A 15231-nucleotide genomic window follows, 5' to 3' on the forward strand; every position below is an offset into this window, starting at 1 on the left:
CCCCGACGAAACTCTCCCACCCGCCTTGTGGTGGGTCTTCTCGGCAGCGTTCTGCTCACCGCCTGCCAGTCAGGCCCGTCGGCCGGCCGGTCGACGCCGACACCAGTGTCGCCGTCGCAACCGCAGAAGCCCACCCCGATGCCACCCCCGGCCGCCACCGGATCGAACCTCACCGCGCAGCAACGGCTGACCGCCCTGGCCGCCAGCGTCGCCGTCACACCGGCCGATCACACCACCGACTTGCCCTACACTTACCTACACCTGCAAATGTGGAACCGCGCCACGAACGCGATCACCCGCACCGACCTGCGACGCTGGCGACGCGGCGCGGACAACTCCGGACGCGAGATCACCCGACGCCTACCGGACATGCTCGGCGTCGACCACCGCCCCGACGCCGACGAACGAGAACTGTTTGCACACGCGCCGCAGAAGACCACCCAGTACGGGCGGGGCACGCTGCGTCACTACCTACCCGAACCGCCACCCACCGATCCCACCGCGCTGGCCCACGCGCTGGCGCCACCGATACTGGCCAACGAATCCGCGTACCCCCTCCTGCTCGCCTGCGGCATCGTCGGACTCGCCACCAGCCAATACCTCAACCAGGAACAGCGAACCGCCACCCTGCGACTCCTGGCCGGCATCCCCGCCATCACCTACCAAGGCGAGACCACCGACATCGCCCGCCGCGCAGGCCCGGCCTTCGCGGTGACCGCCGACGGGTCGACCTGGCAACTCATCATCGACGGACACACGGGCGAGCTCCTGGCCGCCCACGAACGCGTGACCGGCATACGTCCAGGACTGTTCTCGTACGTGCTCATCCTCGAACGCGGCCACACCAACACCGACGCCGACGCGCATCGCTGAACCTCCCACCCAGGTCGAGTGGAAGACGCGGAAGAATCGAACACGTGTAATGGACATGGGCGCCAGGGCTAACAGTGGCTCAAGGCCGCCAGCCTGCCGTGACCCCGGATTGCTGCCTTGCTGAGCACCTCGAACAGCCTGCCGCCCCGTACGTCGTCGGACTTCCCTTCGAAGATGAACCGGCCATACAGCTGGGCGACGCTGGTTGCGTACCCCTGATGGCCGAAGCAGCCCGGCGGCTTGCCGAACGCCCGAGACACTGGCTCCGGAACCTGGTACTCCAGCCTGGCTTGGAAGCGCCGCAGCTGCGGCGACGGTGCCAAGGGACCCGACTCTACGACTCAGTGGGATGGACCAACACCAGCGGAGTGCCGAGTGCCGCAAGCGCCTGGTCAGCCGTGAGGGGTCTGCCGAGGCGGGGCGTCGTCATTGGCTTCGTGCTTCGTCCCGTGTTGCAGGTGGCGTCGCGGGGGACGTCCGGGTGCAGCCGCCAGCCCGCGCGGTCTACTCCATAGCCTCCGGCGCCTCGCTGAGCGCGGTGTCGAGTTCCTCGGCCGACGAGTCACACTGCTGAAGGGTCAGCGACTCCTGAATCTCCCGGACGACGGACACGGCGAGCATCGTCGCGACGAGCGCGTTGACCGGGGTGTACTGGACACCGTCGACGGTATGGGCGGTGGCGTGCCGGTTCGGCCGCGAAGGAATCGTGCCGCTGCCCGGGCTGAAGTCGCATACTGCAGTCCCCGCCACGCGCGGGGTTCTCCTTCGGTCGTTCGCCCCGGAACGCAAGATTGCTGACCTTCCTCGTCCCAGGCCACCGCCGAGGCTGCACCCCCGCTGGACGCCGGAAGAGCCCCGCGCGTGCGGGTACGAGGTGGCCGACACCTTCGCGTTCAACGTCGTCGAGGGAAGAGCCCCGCGCGTGCGGGGACGAGATCTGCGGGCCGCGCGGCGGGATCTGCGGCGGGGGAAGACCCCCGCGCGTGCGGGGACGAGCAGCGGTCGCGGTGACCTCGCGCGTGCGGGGACGAGGTCAAGGCGTCCGCGACCGGCCAGCCGTTGCTGGGAAGACCCCCGCGCGTACGGGGACGAGCGGCGGCGCTGCGTCGCCAGGATCAACGCGGCGGGAAGACCCCCGCGCGTGCGGGGACGAGGGACGATGGCGAGTTGAGATGGACCATGAACGAGGAAGACCCCCGCGCGTGCGGGGACGAGACCTCCCGCGCCGTCTACAAGGCCAGCGTGACGGGAAGACCCCCGCGCGTGCGGGGACGAGGAGGCCGAGAAGGGAGCCCGCCAGGCGGTCAGCGGAAGACCTCCGCGCGTGCGGGGACGAGGTTCGCGATCTGGTAGCGGCGGGCCAGGATCCGGGAAGACCCCCGCGCGTGCGGGGACGAGCCATCAGCGCCATGTCGGCGCTGCTCACTGCTGGGAAGACCCCCGCGCGTGCGGGGACGAGACCCACTCCACGGCGGCGGCGTGGTCCGACACGGGAAGACCCCCGCGCGTGCGGGGACGAGTTCGCCCTCTTCCTGGTGTCGCTCAAGGATGAGGAAGACCCCCGTGCGTGCGGGGACGAGAGCACCGGGTATAGAGGCCGGCCGGCGGTGTCCGGAAGACCCCCGCGCGTGCGGGGACGAGCTTCCGCTTCGCCATGGTTAGCGAATGCCTCTCGGAAGACCCCCGCGCGTGCGGGGACGAGATCTCCAGGACCAAGGCCAGGGCCTCGTGGAGGGGAAGACCCCCGCGCGTGCGGGGACGAGCGTGGCGTGGCCCTCCACCAGGACGTCGACGTCGGAAGACCCCCGCGCGTGCGGGGACGAGGACCAGCGCGCCGACTCCGGCGGCCGGTACGACGGAAGACCCCCGCGCGTGCGGGGACGAGACATCGGGTTCCGCGACGGGGGTGGCGGGAAGGGGAAGACCCCCGCGCGTGCGGGGACGAGTCCCGTACCACCGGCGGTACGGGCGGTACGGGCGGAAGACCCCCGCGCGTGCGGGGACGAGCCAGGAGGACCTGGACGTCGCCGTCATCGACGAGGGAAGACCCCCGCGCGTGCGGGGACGAGACCCCGTCCGAGTACCGGGCGCTGCGCGACGCGGGAAGACCCCCGCGCGTGCGGGGACGAGACGCGGGTCAGCTTCCGCAGCTCGGCCTGCTGCGGAAGACCCCCGCGCGTGCGGGGACGAGATCACCACGACCACCCCGCCCGCCACCGACGTCGGAAGACCCCCGTGCGTGCGGGGACGAGCGGCTGCACCACGGGTCGAAGCGGCTGTCCGGTGGAAGACCCCCGCGTGCGGGGACGAGGCGACGTGGAGGGCGAGCATGAGCCGTGGTGGCGGAAGACCCCCGCGCGTGCGGGGACGAGCTCAAGACGCAGCTCGGCGGGATCGCTGCCGAGGGAAGACCCCCGCGCGTGCGGGGACGAGACTTCCTGGTTGAACCGCATCGTGACCTGCGCCGGAAGACCCCCGCGCGTGCGGGGACGAGGATGCGGTCGGCGGGCGGCCCGGCGGTGGTGACGGAAGACCCCCGCGCGTGCGGGGACGAGCCGGCCAGCGCGGTCACCTCGGCGGCGTCGAGGGGAAGACCCCCGCGCGTGCGGGGACGAGACCGCCCGCTCAGGGCATCGCTCGTCGTAGACGGGGAAGACCCCCGCGCGTGCGGGGACGAGAGGTACTGCGCGAAGTCGCCGAGAAGGAGCGTCGGAAGACCCCCGCGCGTGCGGGGACGAGAGCAGAAGGCCCCCCACGAGTCCGTGGGGGGCCGGAAGACCCCCGCGCGTGCGGGGACGAGACGCCGACCGTCAAGACGGTCAAGCCCTTCAAGGGAAGACCCCCGCGCGTGCGGGGACGAGCGCGATCGAGGGCGCGCTATGACGATGAGAGAAGGAAGACCCCCGCGCGTGCGGGGACGAGACCGCGTACCGCTGCGACTGCGGCACGGACTTCGGAAGACCCCCGCGCGTGCGGGGACGAGCGGGTAGGTTCCGCGCCGGTGCCGTAGCTGAGGGGAAGACCCCCGCGCGTGCGGGGACGAGAGGACGACCAGGCGGTCGGTGCCGCGCAGGTCCGGAAGACCCCCGCGCGTGCGGGGACGAGTGGGGGTGGGTGCGGGCGGGTGCCCGGGTGCACGGAAGACCCCCGCGCGTGCGGGGACGAGGTGACCCCGTGCCACGCGTTCGTGGCGATCTGCGGAAGACCCCCGCGCGTGCGGGGACGAGGACCTCCTCAACGGCGGCCTGCGCGGCGGACAGGGAGGACCCCCGCGCGTGCGGGGACGAGGGACGGCGTTGCCGACCTGGAGGAACTGGCTGGGGAAGACCCCCGCGCGTGCGGGGACGAGCCAGGTGACGGCGTCGAGGGCGGCCCGGTGCGTGGAAGACCCCCGCGCGTGCGGGGACGAGCGGTGCGGGCCGCGCCGGTTGGCGATGCTGCCCGGAAGACCCCCGCGCGTGCGGGGACGAGCACCAGGCGGCGTTCTCCGCCTCCTCGACCCGCGGAAGACCCCCGCGCGTGCGGGGACGAGCGGGCGGCAGCCGCACCGGTGTTGACGTTCACGGGAAGACCCCCGCGCGTGCGGGGACGAGATCGGCGACGTCGGCGAGGAGGCGGCCCACGGGGGAAGACCCCCGCGCGTGCGGGGACGAGGCCTCGACGCACTGGGCGTCGAACTCGGGCCACGGAAGACCCCCGCGCGTGCGGGGACGAGTGTGCGAATGCACACGACGGACCGACTGTCAAGGGAAGACCCCCGCGCGTGCGGGGACGAGGCTTGCTGACCTGGCGTTTTATCGGCGGGGTCGGGCTGCCAGGATTAGTCCGTCGAGGTCGACGGGTAGCCAGCGGTCGCGGCCTGCGGTGCGGATTGCCCATCCTTGTTCGTTGCGGGCTGGTTCAACCATGATTGCTTGTCCGTCTCCTACCCGGGTGGAGAGGACGGTCCACAGGCGGTTGCGTACTCGGGTGCTGGGGTTGCCGGTGCGCGGTGCTGTGGCTGCGCCCCGCCGACCTGGCCGGGCACACCTTCACCCACACCAGCACGCTGATGGTCGCCGACCCCATCGAGGCGGCCGATGCGATCGCCGACGCCGCCGTCACCGCACTCGAACACGCCTGACCACGGGCCCCCGCGAGACACGAGCTAGGCGAGGCCAAGGCTCGCACTCACGCTAGGCGGCGCTACTCGGAAACGCCCCTCACCCCCGGGACGGACCACGCCGCCCGCAGCGCGAACCACGGCATCAAAGAAGCCGCCGGCCTCGCAGCCGCCCCCACCCAACCACCGCCTGGGGCCTCGACATCGAGGCGAAGCCTGCGCGACTGGCAACGCCGAGGTGCCGCCGGGCTGCTGCCCGACGCCCAGCTGGCCGCCCCTCCGCCACCGCTGTTCGCTAAGGCCCGCCCATCGGCGCCCGCCTCGGCCCCGGCGCTTCTCCTCGCGATCACCGCAGATGACCAACCCCTGACCTGAGCCAACAGGCGGCGACAGTCACGAAGCCTTGATCTGCCGCCGGCACACCACCTCGAAGCTCCGCACGCCAACGGCGGCGGAGCCCTCTCTCTAGAAGGAGTAATCCCACCATGACGCACGACCAGCCGGCCCGGCTGCCGGTGACCTCGATCAGCGACCTGCTCGCCGCCGTGCCGTACCTGCTCGGCTTCCACCCCGCCGACAGCCTCGTCATCGTCGGCCTCACCGGACAACGCATCACCGTGGCCGGCCGCGCGGACCTGCCCGATCCCGCCGCGATCACCGACTGGGCGCCCGTCACCGCACGGCAGTACCTTGACCTGCTACGCAACGTCGAGGCCACCAGCGCGATCCTCATCGGCTACGGACCCGCCACCGCCGTGACCCCGGTCATCGACGCCCTCACCTCGCGCGTGCACGCCGCCGGCATCACCCTGCTCGACACCCTGCGCGTCACCGACGGCCGCTACTACTCCTACCAATGCCCGGACCCCGGCTGCTGCTCACCTGACGGAGTGCCGTTCGACCCGCACTACAGCCCCACGGCGGTGCACGCGATCGTCGCCGGGCAGACCGCCCTGCCCGACCGGGCCGCTCTCGTGGCCAGCATGGCCCCCCGGCGCCGTCACCGCCGAGGCAAGCCGACCGGCACAGCACCGCGCACTCGCCATCATGACCTCTGGCGGGCGGGTGGCGCTCATCCGCGCCGGCAGGAAAGCCGTAGACGAGGCGCTCGCCCGCTACGCCGCCGCTCCCGCCACCCTGCTCGCCCTCACCGCTTGGCGGCACGGCCAAGGCGCCCTCGCCAGCGTCGCCCTCGACCGGGCGCTCGCGGCCGACCCCGACTACCGCCTCGCCCACCTCATCGACCACGCCCTGCACCACGGCATCCCACCCACAGCCCTCAACGACTGACCCACCTCCAGCAACCCGCCCGGTAACCCGCGGGCACCTCAAACCCCGGCGCCAACCCGCCCGTCCGGCTACCCGGAGTCCTTCCGCCACACCGCAAGGAGAGCTGATGGCACTGCACCTGTACTTCGACCTCACCGACACGCTACGGCTGGCCGAACACGCCGTCGCCGCCGACGAGCACGCCCCGACCTTCACCGAACGCGAAGAGCAGACCCCCTGCCGGGGCGCGCTGGAGTGGGTCCACGACCACGGCGTCTACCTCATGTCCAGCGGCCTGCCCCGCCTCAAGGACCCGAACCAGCCCCAGACGAACCTCATCGTCTACGCCCACGGCTGGAACCCCGACACCGACGGCCACCGCCACGACCCCAACCTCGGCGGCGACGACTTCATCGAACACCTACACCTCACCGAGGCGCCCACACCGCTGATCGACACACTCCGCGCCGCCCACGCCGCCAGCTACCGGTGGCTACACCTGACCGTCAGCGCCGACACCTACGAGGCGCGCGTCGCCCGCACCCGCCGCCCCGACTGACCACCCCGCCCGACGGCCCCGCCCCCACCCGAGGGCGGGGCCCTCGACTTCTTCACCGACCTGGGAGACCGCATGTCCACCCCTGACACCCACGAGCAACAACCAACGAGCCTCGAGGCAGTCCTGCGCGACGCGTGGGACGCATTCCACCCCGGCCAACCAGCTCCGCTGGGATGGCTCACCCACACCGCCGCACGCATCCACGACCACCTCCACGCCCAGCAGCCTGCCCCGACCGTGACCACTCCGCCTGCGGTCATCGACGACCAGTCGGCGGCCCTGCGCCGGCACGTGTGGCAGACACTGCGCGACGCCGCCGCCGAGGACCACATCGACCCGGACGCCGCCGACCGGATCCTGCATGCCCTGGAGTTGCCAGGACTGCCGCGCCACTGGCAGGTCCGCCTCACCCTGCCGCTGATGATCGAGGTCACCGCCACCAGCCAGGACGACGCCGTCGAGGCCGCCGAGGACGCCATCGACGCCGCCCTCACCGGCACGAGCCACGACATCCACCTCGACTGGGACAACACCACCCGAGACGACGCCACCCCCGGCGACATCGACACCACCACCGACACCCCCGCCGGCCTGCGATGACATCCTCATCCGCCGACATCGCCGCCGGGCACGCCTGGTCGTGGACCGACTGCGCCAGGGCCTGTCCGTACTGCACCCACGGCACGTGCGCGTTCCCCGCACACGACCACACCACCGCCTACGACCCCGACGGTCACGACATCAGCCAGGCGCAGCCGATGCGCTGCCGGCACTGCGGGCAGCCCGCCCACTAGGACGCCCGCCTCGGCGACAACCGCCACGACGACCCCGCCACGCCCGACTGCTCCCTCATCCATCGCGACGACTGAACCCACCCCTGACATCGAGCGGCCCGCCTCGGCGATGCTCCAGCCGGATCGCCCATGAGTACATCGACAAATACCGCCCGGGGCCGGCCGGCGACTTGATCGATACGCAGAGTCGAGCGTGACTGCACCTCGGCCCTGCCACCCCTGCGGCGCGCCCGACCGCGACAACCCATGCCGCTGCCGCAGAGATGGCGGCCCGAATCCGCCGAACCCAACGGAAAGGGGCATCAACTCATGGTCTCCCAGCACCGCCGCGCAATACCGCACGCGGTCACCGACATCCTGCTGTGGCTGCTCGCCAGCGACGTCGCCGCCGCCCACCAACCGCAGCCGCACTCGCCCGGCCGCTGCAGCAACCTGCGCTGCGCCGGCCAGGCGTACCCCTGCCCACCCACACGCGACGCCCACCGTGCCCAGCAAGCCGCCAGCCGCCCCCAGCCGCAAGCGCGAGGCCGCGCCCGGGTGCTCACCACCGCCAACCCACTCAACGGCTGGTTCCGACCAGCCCACACCCAGCCCCGCGCCGCCTGAGCAACGGCAGCGCCCGTACGCCCAGCGAACAGTCCACACGCCCGTTACAGGGCAGTGACTGCGCTTCGACCAGCCTGGCCCGCCAGGTGCAGTCAGCGGGCCGCCAGCCCAGCACCGGCGCCAGCAGCCGCACCCATTCGCACCACATCTCAGCCGACACCAGGGAGCGTCGCCATCCGGCGACGCTCCCTGCCGTGAGACGAAGGAAGCCGTCATGCAACACGTGCCTACCCCCGGCGACGGACCTGTCGAACCGAATGTTGACGAGCCCCTCAGCGTCGGCGATCCGGTCCTGGGAAAGTCGCGGCTGCTGTCGCGGCAATGCGACACCTGCATCTTCGCCCCCGGCAACCGTATGCACCTCGAAGCGGGACAGTTGCGTGCCCTCGTCACGCAGGCCCGCGAGCAAGAGCGCTACATCATCTGTCACGACACCTTGCCGCATTACCTGTACCCGCACGCCAAACCCGCGATCTGCCGCGGGTTCGCCGACCGCTACCGCACCCGAGCCCTGGAACTCATCGAGCGGCTCTGGGGCTTCGTCGAGGTCGACCCACCCCAACCGCCCGAGCGTCACGACAGAACGGAAGGAGCTGACCGGTGACCACCATCGAGGACTTCATGCGCCACCAGAGCGAAATCATCGACCGGGTCGGCTGGTCGGTGACACTCGTCCACCCCGGCGCGGACGACACCGACGACAGCGTCCCGTTCGCCTACACCGTCGGGCTGACCAACCACGGCTATCCCGAACTGCTGATCGCCGGCCTCGACCCCGCCATCTCCCAGCAACTGCTCAACGACCTAGCCGCCCGCGCCTACGACCAGGCCGAGCGCTTCACCCACGGCCAGCGGCTCGGCAACCTGATCGCCGGCTACGACGTGACCATCATCGACGGCGCCCCCACCGAACAACTGCACCCGGCCGCCGCGATTGCCCGATACGGCCACCAGCAGGTCCGCGTGCAGCAGATCGCTTGGCCCGACCCGGCAGGCTGCTTCCCCTGGAACGACGGCTACGCCTACCCGGCGTCGGTGCAGCCGGTCATCGGCTGTCCCTGAACGGTCGGACGCGCCGTCGAGCAAGGAAGCGCCCGCTGACGGACAGAAGCCCAGGGGCGTAGCCACGGCGTCGGCAGCCTGATTCCGGCACCTTGATTCGGTACCACTTGGGCAGGTTCTTCGGGCACCAGCTGTGGTGTACGGCCGCTGAATCTCAGCCTGTCGGTGCCGAAGATCGACATGTGAACTCGGCACCAGCCTGAGGGCCACACTCTTGATCGACAAGTAGATCTCGACACCGCCGCGGAGGCGTTACGCCGGCTGCTGTGGGTTAGAGGATGGTGACCTCGACCGCCCGGGCGGGGTAACCGTCCTGGCCCGGGACCTCGTAGTGGCATCGCACCTGCTGACCCGGTGTCAGGCTCCGGTACTCGGTCGGCCCTGTGACGATGTGGCTGTAGTGCACCCAGACCGTCAGGTCAACGTGATCGAGGGCGACAGTTCCCCACCCCTGTTCGGAGTGCCAGGTCCTCACCACGCCGGTGTCCCGCAGGCCCTGATCACTCACACGCGCCAGGGTATCGGCTCGATGGAGGTCGGGCAGGGGACCGCGATGATGCTCGACCAAGGTGCCGATCAAGAAGGCACGCCGAGTGGTGCCCAGAGAAGCTAACCATCAACAGCCGCCGATCAACTATGACGGCAAGTGGTGCCCGAAGAACCTGCCCGGGTGGTGCCCGTTCAACCTTCCGGAATCAGCAGCCGCAGGCACAGCGCGCACTGCCGGGAACCACACCTGACGGGTGCCCCTTTGCGGCCCCACGATGAACGGTGGGCTGGGCAGGGCCCCTGTCCAGCCCGCCGCCGCACCTCGGTTCCTTCTCATGCATGCAACTCGGTCCGGCTGGACCTGACCGGCGCCTGGGAGCAGGAGACGGAACCTTTTGTCGTTCGGTCGCGTCATCCGGGGTCCGCCGTCGGCGATCCGGTCGCGCCTGCCCAGCGGGCCGGGGTGGACTCGGACCCGGCAGCGGCGATCCGTCTGCTCCGAGGCGGGTTTGGCGTGGCTCGTTAGCGGCGGAGGCTGTCGGCGAGGTGACCGTTGACGTGCGGTGTGCCGCCTGGTGGCGGTGGCGGCCAGTACCGGCGGACGGTGCGCTCGGACCGGCCGATCCGTGCGGCGATCTGGGCGGGGCGGAGGCCGGGGTCTCGGCGGTGCCAGTACGCCACAGCGGCGGCGGATCCCGAGGGCACCTCGTGCTCTTCCAGCGTCCCATCTGGGGTCCGCACGGGCTGTCCGTCGGCGTCGTCGTCGGGTGGTGTCCGCAGGGTGTCGGCTGGCGGCGTCGGCGCGACTTCGTGAGTCGGGCCGCCGTGCCGGCGCAGGCGCCTTGGTTCGATGTTCGGGTGGGGTGTGGGGGTTTCCTGACCAGGGAGGTCGTGTGCTGGATGACCGTGCCGGCATTGTGCTTCCGCGGGTGGAACGGATGACGATGCCTGGGCGACGATGGCGCTGTCGGCTGCTTCTGGCGCTGAGATCGGGTCGGCTGGACGTGCGGGTCCGTGAAGCGTGGCGGTGATGCCGGGCTGGGAAAGTGCGCCTGCGCCGGCCGTGAGAGCCACGGCCCCGGCGTGGTCTTGGGCGTCGCCGGCTCCTGGCGGAGGGGCGTCTCGACCTGCGGTGGGGGGCGTCGCGGCCGCGGGTGGCGTCCCTGTGCTCGGCTGCTGCAGCGCGGTGTCGGCGACGGCTGTTGCTGCGGTTGGCGGGGCTGTGGATGCTGCGGCTGGTGTGGTGTCGGACCGAGCGGCAGACGTGGGCGCGGTGGCGCGGATTCTGCCAGTGATTTCAACGAGGCTGACGCTGGCGACGATGACGAGCCCGTCCACGGAGATGGGCAGCAGGTATGAGGCTCCGGCTTCGGTTTCGCCGTAGCGGGCGGCGACGCCGACGAGGTGCCAGTAGGAGACCCAGGTGGCGATGGCGGCGACGACGGCGGTCGCGGCTATGCGGATTATGCCGAGGGAGCGGCGGTGCTGGGGGACGCGGGAGATCAGCTCGACGGTGAGCAGGAGTGCCAGGGGCGGCCACGCGGCGATGATCTGGCTGATCGGGTTCGGACGGGCGTGGAGGACGTTCGCGGCGATGGAGGCGGCCAGGCCGAGGGTGAGTGCGGCTCGTACCGCCCACCGCAGCCGACGCAACTGTTTGACAGACGCCGAGGGGTTCGCCTGGTTCACGGAGCCGTGCGCCGCTGTCGTGGTGGGCGCTGGCGTGCTCATGCGGTCGGTCCCGGCTCTTTGGAGAGGTGGCGGGCGCGGCCGTTGGACTTGCGTTGGCCCTGCTCGGTGAGGAGACGGTCGACCAGGGTGAGGGTGTCGTGATGGGGTTCGGCGTCGATCTCGGCGAGGCGGCGGGTCAGGGTGCGGTGTAGGGCGCGGACCATGTCGAGGTGACCGAGCTGCGCATGGACGCGCATCGCGGTCTGGTACAGGGTTTCGGCGTAGGGGTGTTGGTGCAGTGCGGTGTCGAGGACGGCGGCCTGGTCGGCGGGTTGTCCGGCGAGCTCATCGAGGAGGGCGACTGCGGCGTCGAAGGCTTCCTGGCGAACAGCGTGGCGGTGTGGTTCCAGCCATTCGTAGTCACAGTCCTCAGCGAGGGGGCGGTAGGTGTTCACGGCGCGGCGTAGCGCCGCGATGCGTTCGGGCCCGGCGGTGGCGGTGTCGGCGGCGCGGATTGCTGTCCGCATGCGCCACAGGTCGATGTCGTAGCGGTCGGGGTTGAGCTGGTAGCGGTGGTTGTGGTGGGTGAGGTAGGTACCGGGTCCGGCGTTGTGCCGTAGCACGGCGCGCAGGTCGGACACGTAGGTGTGGAGGCGGTGCAGGGCTTTGCTGGCGGGAGCCTCGGGCAGCAAATCGTCGAGGATCGCCTCGGTGGAGGCGCTGCCGTCGCGGACCGCCAGGTACACCAGCAGTTCAAGGGACTTGGCGCGCAGACTGCGGCCCGGGTCGTAGTCGACGAGAGCGGGCGCGCCGAGCACGTTCACCTCGACCCGGCCGCGCTGCGGCTTCTGCGGTGGGGCCTGCTCGGCTTGGGTACTGGGCTGGCCGTTGTGGTGGATGCTGGTGTCTGCGAGATCGACGTCGCCGCTGCTGTTGGCCGTCTCCTTGTGGTGATGGCCTGCCACGGGGCCGGTGGTGGTGGCGACGGCGTCCGGGTCGTGGCTGTCGCGGTTTTCGCCTTGGCAGTCTGCGTCGGGTGGCGAGCTCTCGCCAGGTTTCTCGGTCTTCGCTGCCGTGCGGGTGGGGTTTGCTGGCTCCGGCGTGCCTGGGCTGTAGTCGGGTGCCGGTTGTGGTGGGGCGGGCGTGGCGTCGGTGGGGGCGGGGGCGGGCCGTTGGCCGGTGTGGGATTCGGCGAGCGTCGTGATCAGGTCGGCGGTTTCGGTGGGGTTGAGCACGGTGAGACGGCCGAGGTCGGCGGGGTGGTGGCCGTGCCGGGCGTCGCCGTCGCCGGGGGTGGTCGCGCCGTCGGCGGCGACGTCGACGGTGTTGCCCTCGGGCCACGATCCGAGGAGCACGCCGTGGATGTCCAGGCGTTGGCCCTGGGCGAGCGCGGCGGCGATGCGGGCGCGCTGGTGGCGTTCGGTGGCGTCGGCGAGCAACATGACCGGTGCGAGGGGTTCTTCGCTGGGGTCGGCGGCCCGAAGGTCGGTGACGGTGTCGACTTCGTGCTGGTAGAGCAGTCGGGTGCGGTGCATTGCCTGTGCTTCGAGCAGTTGCAGGGCGTCGTCGAGGTTGCCGGTGATGGTCAGCCTCGGTGTGGAGGCAAGGGTGACGGTGTCAGTGTCCAGCAGGGCCGCCGCGGTCGCGGACGGCATCACCACCTGGGCGCGCGCGTCGGGTTGATCCGTGTGGCCTGCGGCTAGGGCGGCGACCAGGAAGCCGCGGGCGGCGGCTTCCGCGCCGGGCCCGGTCAGGCCCAGTCCCGCTGGCGGCCACACCGCTGACAGCGGGTGCGTCAGTGCTGGCGCCACCGGCAGCGAGCGACTGGCAGAGCCGTCGGGGCTGTTGTGGTGCCGGTCGTCGTTAGTGTTGTTGGTGACGCCCTCGGCGTTGACGTCGTCCGAGCCGCTGCCAGCTTGTGTAGGGCTTTGGTCGTTGAGGTCGTCGTCGGCGTCGCACGGAATGTCGCGGCCTGTCGTGTGTGGTGGGGCGGTGGCATGGCGCAGGCCGCGGCGGATCTGCCCGACGACGCGGGGCATGGGCGCTAGGTCCGGATCCTCGTGGCGGGGCAGCGGTGATGGGATGCGGGGTACATAGCGGCGTTGCCGGTGGATCCAGACCAGCGCGACGGCGGCGGCGATGGCCAGAGCGAGGCCGACGTCGACCCAGCTGCCGCTGGGCAGGGAGATCCCGCGCGTCCGGCCGGTGTTGGACTGGCTGGCTGAGCTTTGGCTCGCGCTCACGTCATCGGCAGGGTTGCTGGGTGTCGGTGCGGCTGTGCTCCCGCCGTCGGGTGCCGCCATCGTGCTGCTAGGAGCGGGGGCGTGTGGCTTGCTCGGCGCGGCCGGCTCCGCAGGGGGCGTGACGTCGCGGGCCGGAGGTGTTTTCCCCACCTCTGGGGGTGTGGGCGTTGAGGGTTTGGGGCGGGGCCGGTGACCAGGCGGCGGGGTGGCGTCGGCGGGCAGGTCGAGGGTCCAGCCGGGGTGGATGACGTTCGGGTTGCGCAGGGTGCCGCCAACGTCGGCGAAGCGGGTGCCGCGGTTGAGGGCGAAGATGTCCGGCCAGCGGTTGGCATCGCCGAGCCACTGCTCGGCGATCTCGGACAGGGTGTCGCCGCGTTTGACGGTGTAGGTGTATTCCCGGCCGGCTGCCACAAGCGTCAGCGCCCGATCGGCGTTCACCTCTTGGCTGGGCAAGCTAGTGGTCGAGTGCCGGGTGGTGCGCTGGTCGGTGTCGTGGCTGGTTCCGGCTGCCGGCGCGGCGGATGCCGGGGTTGCCGCGGCTGCAGAGCTGACGGCGGTGGCACCGAGCAGGGCGGCGGTGAGGCCTTGCAGCGGGCCCGGGAGGCGCAGGGCAGGCAGCCAGCGCAGCGTACGGGCCATTCGTGTGTAGGCGCGGGTCAAGACGGTGGTGGCCAAGAGCAGCCACAGCACCACTGCGGCGGCCTGAGCGAGGGTGATGACGAATTCGGAGGTCAGCGGCTGCTGGACCCACTGCCGCACGGTCGCCTTGGTCGGCAGTCGAGGTGTGGGCCAGATACCGGCCGCGACCAACCAGGCGAATATTGCGGCAGTGAAAATAAGCGATGTGATGCTCGCGGAGATGACCGCTGTTCTGGACTTCACAGAGCCTCCCTGTGCGGTTCCTTTCCGCGGTAAACATCCGGGGGCGTGGCGCTCGGGTGACACGCGAAGTGCCAGCAAAGGCGCGGCGGTATCCCGGTGAGTGACTGCGGGCTACGGATGCGATGACGCTATGGCCGTGGAGGCGACTGTGGAGGACCTGAAGAGTCACAGCTCCTCACGCGGCCTCACACGGCCTTACAACCGCAGGTCAGCAGTTCACAGGCCGACCCCAGGCGTGGCCCGGTTTCGGGGCGGCGACACCCGCGCCGTTTCAAGATCACACCGTTGCCGCGCATAACAGCGCCTCCAGGTTGAGTCGTGACTACAACCACGATTCCTAGAACGCGCGAGCCGGCGGGCTGAGACGTTTTCCACGCGCCGATCGTGACAAGCCTGGATCCGGGCGAGCAGCGTGGTCAGCGGTGCCGTTCGTGGCTGAACATCCGATACTGCCTGGTTCTCGGACGTTGCGCGGGACGGCCGGACGAGTCGGGCCGCTGCCGTTCTCAAGCGCCCGCGTCCTTGATGGCGGCCTGCCATAGGACCCAGCCCGAGCGGGGCAGCCGTCGCCCAATCATCGGGGATGCCAGGCGACGTTCAGTCAGTCTACTGCCCCCTGTAGGGAGGGTTGTCCGTCTTGTGCTCACCAGTTGTAGTCGCCTCTTTACATTTAAGCATCTA

At 70.8% G+C, this 15231-nt stretch carries 12 protein-coding genes, 3 pseudogenes and 2 CRISPR repeat arrays; of the genes and pseudogenes, 10 read left to right on the forward strand and 5 right to left on the reverse strand.

What is annotated here, in order from left to right; all coding sequences use genetic code 11:
- The first annotated feature begins 30 nt into the window (after positions 1 to 30).
- The gene (locus tag ACFHW0_RS17970) at positions 31 to 873 is read left to right on the forward strand and encodes a hypothetical protein (protein WP_416609068.1); all 843 of its coding nucleotides are present in this window, start codon (positions 31 to 33) and stop codon (positions 871 to 873) included.
- A gap of 504 nt (positions 874 to 1377) precedes the next feature.
- Here the strand turns inward: ACFHW0_RS17970 and ACFHW0_RS17975 are convergent.
- Together ACFHW0_RS17975 and ACFHW0_RS17980 are read right to left on the reverse strand one after the other, a co-directional pair.
- Positions 1378 to 1623 carry a hypothetical protein gene (locus ACFHW0_RS17975; RefSeq protein WP_416609070.1) on the reverse strand — a complete coding sequence of 82 codons (246 nt, stop codon included), beginning with the start codon at positions 1621 to 1623 and terminating at the stop codon, positions 1378 to 1380.
- A 96-nt stretch (positions 1624 to 1719) separates the two neighbouring features.
- Positions 1720 to 3126: direct repeats of the CRISPR family, unit length 28 nt; unit sequence GGAAGACCCCCGCGCGTGCGGGGACGAG.
- A 91-nt stretch (positions 3127 to 3217) separates the two neighbouring features.
- Positions 3218 to 4649: direct repeats of the CRISPR family, unit length 28 nt; unit sequence GGAAGACCCCCGCGCGTGCGGGGACGAG.
- Between the two features lie 18 nt (positions 4650 to 4667).
- Positions 4668 to 4844, reverse strand: a pseudogene (locus ACFHW0_RS17980) (type I-E CRISPR-associated endoribonuclease Cas2); the annotation flags it as partial.
- A gap of 20 nt (positions 4845 to 4864) precedes the next feature.
- Here ACFHW0_RS17980 and ACFHW0_RS17985 point away from each other — a divergent pair.
- From ACFHW0_RS17985 to ACFHW0_RS18025, 9 genes and pseudogenes are all read left to right on the forward strand, one after another.
- Complete coding sequence (locus ACFHW0_RS17985) at positions 4865 to 4996, forward strand: hypothetical protein (protein ID WP_416609072.1); 132 nt, start codon at positions 4865 to 4867, stop codon at positions 4994 to 4996.
- Between the two features lie 464 nt (positions 4997 to 5460).
- Positions 5461 to 5980 (forward strand): annotated as a pseudogene (locus ACFHW0_RS17990) (DUF4192 domain-containing protein); the annotation flags it as partial.
- A 24-nt stretch (positions 5981 to 6004) separates the two neighbouring features.
- Positions 6005 to 6265, forward strand: a pseudogene (locus ACFHW0_RS17995) (DUF4192 family protein); the annotation flags it as partial.
- Between the two features lie 106 nt (positions 6266 to 6371).
- Entirely contained in the window at positions 6372 to 6803 is a 432-nt protein-coding gene (locus ACFHW0_RS18000; RefSeq protein ID WP_416609074.1) for a DUF3085 domain-containing protein, read from the forward strand.
- Positions 6804 to 6875: 72 nt separating this feature from the next.
- On the forward strand, positions 6876 to 7403 hold the full coding sequence (locus ACFHW0_RS18005) for a hypothetical protein (protein ID WP_416609075.1): 528 nt from the start codon (positions 6876 to 6878) through the stop codon (positions 7401 to 7403).
- Positions 7400 to 7597, forward strand: coding sequence for a hypothetical protein (locus ACFHW0_RS18010; protein WP_416609077.1), 198 nt, complete (start codon positions 7400 to 7402; stop codon positions 7595 to 7597). Before ACFHW0_RS18005 ends, ACFHW0_RS18010 begins: the two co-directional genes overlap by 4 nt.
- 309 nt (positions 7598 to 7906) lie before the next feature.
- Positions 7907 to 8203 (forward strand): hypothetical protein, encoded by a 297-nt coding sequence (locus ACFHW0_RS18015; RefSeq protein WP_416609079.1) that lies wholly within the window; start codon positions 7907 to 7909, stop codon positions 8201 to 8203.
- Positions 8204 to 8417: 214 nt separating this feature from the next.
- Entirely contained in the window at positions 8418 to 8807 is a 390-nt protein-coding gene (locus tag ACFHW0_RS18020; RefSeq protein WP_416609081.1) for a hypothetical protein, read from the forward strand.
- Complete coding sequence (locus tag ACFHW0_RS18025; RefSeq protein ID WP_416609083.1) at positions 8804 to 9265, forward strand: DUF4262 domain-containing protein; 462 nt, start codon at positions 8804 to 8806, stop codon at positions 9263 to 9265. Before ACFHW0_RS18020 ends, ACFHW0_RS18025 begins: the two co-directional genes overlap by 4 nt.
- 271 nt (positions 9266 to 9536) lie before the next feature.
- Here ACFHW0_RS18025 and ACFHW0_RS18030 read toward each other — a convergent pair whose 3' ends face one another.
- From ACFHW0_RS18030 to ACFHW0_RS18040, 3 genes are all read right to left on the reverse strand, one after another.
- A complete protein-coding gene (locus ACFHW0_RS18030; RefSeq protein ID WP_416609086.1) occupies positions 9537 to 9773 on the reverse strand; it encodes a cold shock domain-containing protein in 237 nt (78 codons plus the stop codon).
- A 503-nt stretch (positions 9774 to 10276) separates the two neighbouring features.
- On the reverse strand, positions 10277 to 11485 hold the full coding sequence (locus ACFHW0_RS18035) for a DUF2637 domain-containing protein (protein ID WP_416609088.1): 1209 nt from the start codon (positions 11483 to 11485) through the stop codon (positions 10277 to 10279).
- Positions 11482 to 14550 carry a BTAD domain-containing putative transcriptional regulator gene (locus tag ACFHW0_RS18040; RefSeq protein ID WP_416609089.1) on the reverse strand — a complete coding sequence of 1023 codons (3069 nt, stop codon included), beginning with the start codon at positions 14548 to 14550 and terminating at the stop codon, positions 11482 to 11484. Before ACFHW0_RS18040 ends, ACFHW0_RS18035 begins: the two co-directional genes overlap by 4 nt.
- Positions 14551 to 15231: the final 681 nt, after the last annotated feature.

The organism is Micromonospora sp. LOL_025 (assembly GCF_048060285.1).
In the GTDB taxonomy this organism is placed as follows: domain Bacteria; phylum Actinomycetota; class Actinomycetes; order Mycobacteriales; family Micromonosporaceae; genus Micromonospora.

Bases quoted from the DNA above. Each gene is read 5' to 3' on its own strand.
- ACFHW0_RS18010 (WP_416609077.1), top strand. From the start codon at position 7,400: ATGACATCCTCATCCGCCGACATCGCCGCCGGGCACGCCTGGTCGTGG.
- ACFHW0_RS18005 (WP_416609075.1), top strand. From the start codon at position 6,876: ATGTCCACCCCTGACACCCACGAGCAACAACCAACGAGCCTCGAGGCA.
- ACFHW0_RS18015 (WP_416609079.1), top strand. From the start codon at position 7,907: ATGGTCTCCCAGCACCGCCGCGCAATACCGCACGCGGTCACCGACATC.
- ACFHW0_RS18035 (WP_416609088.1), bottom strand. From the start codon at position 11,485: ATGAGCACGCCAGCGCCCACCACGACAGCGGCGCACGGCTCCGTGAAC.
- ACFHW0_RS18020 (WP_416609081.1), top strand. From the start codon at position 8,418: ATGCAACACGTGCCTACCCCCGGCGACGGACCTGTCGAACCGAATGTT.
- ACFHW0_RS18000 (WP_416609074.1), top strand. From the start codon at position 6,372: ATGGCACTGCACCTGTACTTCGACCTCACCGACACGCTACGGCTGGCC.